The sequence below is a fragment of the Vibrio sp. YT-19(2023) genome (assembly GCF_033337395.1).
This window is the reverse complement of record NZ_JAWOQN010000104.1, coordinates 1-1,357: the sequence shown is the minus strand read 5'-3', so window position 1 is coordinate 1,357 and position 1,357 is coordinate 1. Positions and strand designations below refer to the sequence as shown.

Below are 1,357 nucleotides of genomic sequence, written 5' to 3'. Positions count from 1 at the left end.
GCGTCCAACGCCAAACAAGAAAACACACACATCTCCTGGATAGGTGATGATTTGGCGGAGTTTCCTAGCACGCAGCGAAATATTGGCGGCATGCTCAACCTCACTTATGACTCTCGGGACTTCGCCCTAAATGCCTCAAAAGGCAGGCTGATTGAGCTTGAATACCAGCACTTCAGCACTGAATTAGGCTCAGATAATGATTTTGAACGTGTGAGGCTTAATTACAGCGATTATCGTTCCCTATCGTCAATTCCTGGTGTTTTGGCCTGGCAAATACGCTCCGAATCCAACTTCGGCGACGTGAGCTGGGATCAAATGGCAATGCTCGGAGGCGCTGAGGCTCTTCGTGGCTATGAACAAGGCCAATATCGCGGCAGAAATATGCTGATTTCCCAAGTAGAGTACCGGCAGCCGCTATCTGGGCGCCATGGCATAGTGTACTGGTTAGGAGCAGGCACACTGGCTGAAGAATTTGATCAACTGGGTCAAGACGAATGGCTCTACTCTGTCGGCGTTGGCTACCGATTTGAAATCAAGCAGCGAGTTAACCTGCGTTTAGATATCGGCTTTGGTAACGATCAAAGTGGATTTTACTTTGCAATTAATGAAGCGTTTTAACTGAAATGAACCGTATACTTTTTATATCTCTTTACACTGCCACCCTTTGTACCTTCTTGGCTGGATGCTCGTCCGACAATTGGGCAATTCATGCGATGCCAAGTTCGAATCAGGCCGCTGATATGCTTGAAGGTGATTTGACGACCAATCAAAATTGGTATTTGGATGAGTCTCGCTACCCTCAATTGACCGTACCGCAGAACGTTCGCCCGTGTTGTGCCTTTGGGGATATGCAGAAAGTCAAAATTGGGCCAGTTCCAGTGCCCTTTTTCCGACTGAACAACGTTGTCGAACTTGAGGAGATAGGCCCACACAAGTTTGCCAGCGGGATATATCACTACACACCATCATCCTCATCGGCATTGGGTCATGGCGGCAGCGAAAATAACGGAATCTTATACACGCAAAAAGGTGGCTTTATCGACCTCGCCCATGTGCGCGATACCGCCGATGACACCATGGGCTTATTTTTCGAGATACTCGCCAACTTAGGCCAAGCCCATCGCATTGATTTACCTGCTGAATTAGGACCAAGATACATCGAGATGGCCTCGTTCGACGCATCTTTTCTAACCGATGAACAAAGGTGGTCTGTGGCCGCTCATTTATCTGCACGCTTAGCCTACTTCAAGGCTGAATCCCACGAGATCGCCCAATGGCACGGCTACGCAAGTTTTTCAGGTTGGCCAGAAACCATTTCCGCCTACTCGCTTGAAGATCTCTACTCCAACATGTTGGG

The 1,357-nt window shown here is 48.6% G+C and carries 2 protein-coding genes; both read left to right on the top strand.

The genetic code is table 11. From position 1 onward, the window contains the following. Positions 1-618, top strand: a 618-nt coding sequence (locus tag R7E78_RS24145) for a BamA/TamA family outer membrane protein (protein WP_318058342.1), incomplete at its 5' end; no start/stop codon positions are given. 122 nt (positions 619-740) lie between these two features. Beyond that, on the top strand, positions 741-1,357 hold a 617-nt coding region (locus R7E78_RS24140), incomplete at its 3' end, for a DUF4056 domain-containing protein (protein WP_318058341.1).